The sequence below is a fragment of the Algoriphagus sp. A40 genome (assembly GCF_002002735.1).
In the GTDB taxonomy this organism is placed as follows: domain Bacteria; phylum Bacteroidota; class Bacteroidia; order Cytophagales; family Cyclobacteriaceae; genus Algoriphagus.
The window spans coordinates 1-4,858 of record NZ_MUNY01000025.1 but is presented as its reverse complement, the minus strand read 5'-3'; the positions used below and the strand labels follow the sequence as shown (position 1 = coordinate 4,858).

Sequence of the window (4,858 nt, the reverse complement as noted above, 5' to 3'; positions counted from 1 at the left end):
TGAATGGTCCGGCCAGGGTCACGTTGCCGCTGTTGGTGATCACGTAGTTGTAAACCACCACGTCACCTACCGCAGCGTACGGATCACCCGATACCACCTGCTTGTCCAAAGACAGCGTTCTGGTCTGTCCTATAGTACTTGTAGCGTCATCAGAAATTGGCTGAGTCTGATCGGTATCTACTGTAGCGGTATTCACAAGAGGAGCGCCTGCATTCAGATCTGCCAGGGTCACAAGATAATCGGCACTGTAGGTCCAGACCTCATTCGTCTCCAATATATTGTCACCGTCGTCTCCTGCTATAAGCGTAGCTCCGCCTGCAAAATCATCTGACAACACCACATTAGTCAGATCTACATTACCTGTATTGTCTACAGTAATGGTATACTCGATTGTCTCACCAGCAAGATCAACTAAAGCGTCTTCCGCATTAGTCAAGGTCTTCTCAATAATCAAAGTTGCATTCTGTGCAACATCACTGCTCACACTGCTGGATTTTGGTGTGGTCTGATTGGTTACCACAGTGGCCACGTTGACCAAGTCAAGTCCTGAATTCAGGTCAGCCTGGGTCACCACATAGTCTGCGCTATACGTCCAGATCTCACCCACGCCTAAAACATTATCGCTACCTGTATCACCGCTCACATAAGTAGCCCCTCCAGCAAATGGATCGGTCACTACTACTCCTGTCAAGGCTATATTTCCAGAGTTAATAAATGCGATGGTATATTCAATCGTCTCTCCGGCGGTATCGACCACTCCGTCTTCAGCATTGGTCAAAGTTTTTTCTATCAATAGATTAGGGCCTTGAGTTATGTTACTAGTCGACTGGTCAGATTTTGGATCAGTCTGATCGGAATCCACTGTAGCTACGTTGACCAGGTCAAGTCCTGCATTAAGGTCAGCCTGTGTCACCACATAGTCTGCACTGTATGTCCAGATCTCACCTACTCCTAAAACAAGATCGCTGCCTGTGTCACCACTTACAAAAGTAGCTCCTCCAGCAAATGGATCGGTAAGTAAAACGTTGGTCAAATCAACATTCCCAGCGTTAGTGACTACAATGATATACTCAATGGTCTCTCCAGCAAGATCTACAGTCAAGTCCTCCACATTGACCAGAGATTTAGTAATGGTCAAGTTTGGCTGCTTACTGATCGTGCTTGTTGCATCGTCGGATTTTGGTGTGGTCTGATTTGTTACCACAGTAGCCACGTTCACCAAGTCAGTTCCAGCATTCAGATCTGCCTGCGTCACCACATAGTCTGCACTGTAAGTCCAGACCTCGCCAACACCTAAAATATTATCGCTACCTGTATCACCACTCACATAAGTGGCTCCACCTGCAAACGGATCAGTCATTGCTACTCCAGTAAGTGCAAAAGTTCCCGTATTGGAGATCACAATCGTGTATTCGATCGTCTCGCCAGCCATATCTACTACAGCATCATCATTATTAGTCAAGGACTTGTCAATAGTTAAGGAACAAGTCGGCTGTGCAGCAATGGTATAAGGTGTAGAAACAACGCAAATCGTGCCGATCGTTCTGGCATACAAAGTTCCGCTGCTACCGGCTGGAAGGCCTGTAACTGAATTACCCGGTCCTGGGATGATAGAAGAGAAATTAGCTGCCAAAGAATATTCTACTCCAGCTACCCGGTCAAACGAGAACCCGCCTGTAGGTACTGAGCAAGTAGGGTCTATCGGTGTAACTACCGGTGGCACTGGTGTCACCGGCTGAGCACCGATAGTATAAGGAGATGAAGCAACGCAAGTTGTTCCTACAGTTCTTGCATACAAGATTCCGCTGCTTCCTGCTGGAAGGCCAGTAACCGAATTTCCAGGCCCTGGGATGATTGAAGAAAAATCAGCTGCCAAAGAATACTCCACTCCAGCTACTCTGTTGAATGAGAAGCCGCCTGTAGCTACTGTACAAGTAGGAGGTATCGGTGTAATCACTGGTACAGCAGGTAAGGCCTGCACCACGACCGCTACTGGATTAGAGGTCGCAGGCTTACAGTTGCCTGTGACAATGACATAATAATACGTTGTGCCTACCGTAGCAGTCGCAGGTTTGTAGCTGCTTGAGGTTGCATTTGGAATCGCAGTTCCTCCAGTATTGCTATTGCTTGTTCCATTGGTGAACCACTGATAGGTTAGCGTACCCGATCCGGTAGCTGCTACACTCAGGTTGGCTACATTAGCCGCAGGAGTATTCTGGCAATAGGTAGCTCCTACTGGCTGGGTACCAATTACGACAGGGGATAAATTATTTGGATCAGCTATTGTGATTTTGTAATCTTCAACTTCACCATTGTCAGCAGTGCCGAGCGGGGTCAAATTAGTGACCGTACTGATCCTTATCCGTAGGTAAGAAACACCGGTACTCGCATCACAGGGCACAGGGACAGTAACTTGGTTATTGGTACTTGTTCCAGATACACTTTGATTTACAATAAACTGTTCGCCCGCATCGAGAAAATCCCCATCTCTGTTCCAGTCTATCCAGCCACTCACTACCCCAGTTCCTCTAGTATTAATCTGAAGAGCCTTGGTACCACCTGCATTGAAGTCACCACTCAGCACAGTTCCATCCCCATTAAACAATCCATCTTCATCGTCTATTGTCGTTGGATTCTGGAGATCGACCGAGGTCAAATCATCTCCGCTGGCATCCACATTGGGCACGGCTATTGGTTCACGATCTACAATAGGACCAAACCTTGGGGTCGAAGTAATATTTGTGGTTCCTGAAATTAAATGATTTGGGGAGCCGTAGGTGGCCGGAGCATCACTATAGTCTCCTGCAGCCGGAACAAATTCAGGAATACATAAAACATAGAATGAAAAAAGGCGGGTGCTCCCACCACTCGAACGATAATTAACCCCAAATTTCCACTTAAATGTAGACACATTTGTGAACTCAATCCTGACCATTCGGTCAAAAATATTAATGGGAATACCATTGGCAGAACTTTGTGTTCTATCCTGGTACCGGTTCAAAAATGGAGCTGGATCCGTCACCGTTTGAATGTTAGCAGCGGCACCCTGACCAAAAGTAGCTTGGCCTCCTCCGGTTACTGCCTGAAATTCATTAAGCGCAGTTTCTCCATCCACATCAACTAAATAGGCATTAAACGCAGGAATTTGAATGGGTGTAAAACCTGTAATAGCTCCCGTGGTGGTATTATAGGTACCGGTACCAAACTCAAAATTAAAAACTCCAAAACCTTGGCCAGTACTGGTATTTGAATTTGAAAGAAAGGAAGGTTGGAGGGCGGATGGATAGCCTTCTGCAGTATTATCAAACAAACTGATTTGACCAAGGGTCTCAGTTTCAATTGTAACTCGCGCGTGGACAACTATATTACCGGGAAGAGTGACCACATTTTGAAACGTGTAGATATCTCCAACCTGAAATCTATTAGTAGTGTTACTGTCACCCGGATTACCAGGTCCTGCAATTTTTATCCCATTCTGGAAATTAAGATTATAAATTCCTTCACAAAAATTCGGAAAATCTTCCAAGACCCGGGCATTCATAGGCGAGGCCAAAGTTCTGGCTCCTATCCCAGAATTGCCCAAATTCTGGTAGTCCACAAAAGGAATAATATCCACCTCTTGGGTAATAGCCTTTGGTCTTGTTTGAGCGAAAACAATATTGGAAAGAGACACCCAGGCTAGAATTACCAGCCACTTAAAAAGATTTTTCCCTAACTGATTTCGACTTTTTCCCCAAATTATAAAGGAATCTCTTTCAAGATTCCGGGTAAAATCACAATTGGATAGCCTGTCCATATCGTATTATTTTAAAATTCTCGAGTTCGTATATATTTTTCAAAAGGCATGTTTTTCAAAATAAAAAACAATTCTTTTCATTCAACTCAATTTTTAATTTCGCATATTCTGATTTAGCATATTTATATGCTGATTACAGCAAAATCAATATAGTGCTCTAAAACAATAATTCAATCCAAAAAAACCTCTCATAGGTCAATTTTTGTTCTAAAAATACACTTTTATGTTTTTCATATCCAAGACATTAGCTAAATTTTTTAATTTGTAATACATTTTTTTTATTACAAAATCATTTTTTGATGCCATATTATGAGGCTTATTAGCGATGTCCTGTTCCCTTTTTGAATTTTATGAATCATTGCCGCTAATCTCAATTGATCCATTTTTCTTTGGAGCAAGTCCAAAAAATTTCCTCTATAGGAGGCATTGAAAAAATTTCACCTTGGTTTTTTTAAAACATTGGAGACCAAAAAAAGTCTATTCCTAAAAGACATTCGTTTATCCAAACGTATTGCTCAGAAGCTTCGAAAGGCATTATTCACCTTTTTGAATCCTACAGGAATTTCCCAGACCCACTCCCCGTTCGTGGAGAAATTTCTTCCTTCTTGGTTTAATGCAATTGGTAACTGTCGATATGCTTTCCTCGGGAAAACCAAGACTTCGAATACAAAAAATGAATTCTTTTGAGATTTAAGTTCAGGTTAATTCACTCTTTGATTTTGCCCATTAATCAAAGCCAGTCCATCTTCTTATTTGCCAACTAGGGAGAATTTACTTTTCACACTTTCCATTCAAAATGTCCCTTCTATTGGGGAAGGCAACTTAATCTGGTTTGTCCGTTTCCCTGTCTCTCACAGGATGCTTGGTGGTTGCAGGGTTTCCTCTGACTCCTCACCCGGATCATCCGCCCTAAAAACGAAAAAGCCTCCAGTTCTCTGGAGGCCTTTAGGTTAAACTTATCAATCACTTCTTGTTACATCGTATCCACTTTCTTCTGTCTGCCGGTGTAGCCGAAGGAGGACTTGCCCACTCTCAGCTCTGTTCTGCGGTTCAGCTGGTGCA

At 43.5% G+C, this 4,858-nt stretch carries 1 protein-coding gene; it reads right to left on the bottom strand.

All coding sequences use genetic code 11. From position 1 onward, the window contains the following. Window positions 1-3,796, bottom strand: a 3,796-nt coding sequence (locus B0E43_RS23350; RefSeq protein ID WP_139352621.1) for a GEVED domain-containing protein, incomplete at its 3' end; no start/stop codon positions are given. Window positions 3,797-4,858 lie beyond the last annotated feature (1,062 nt).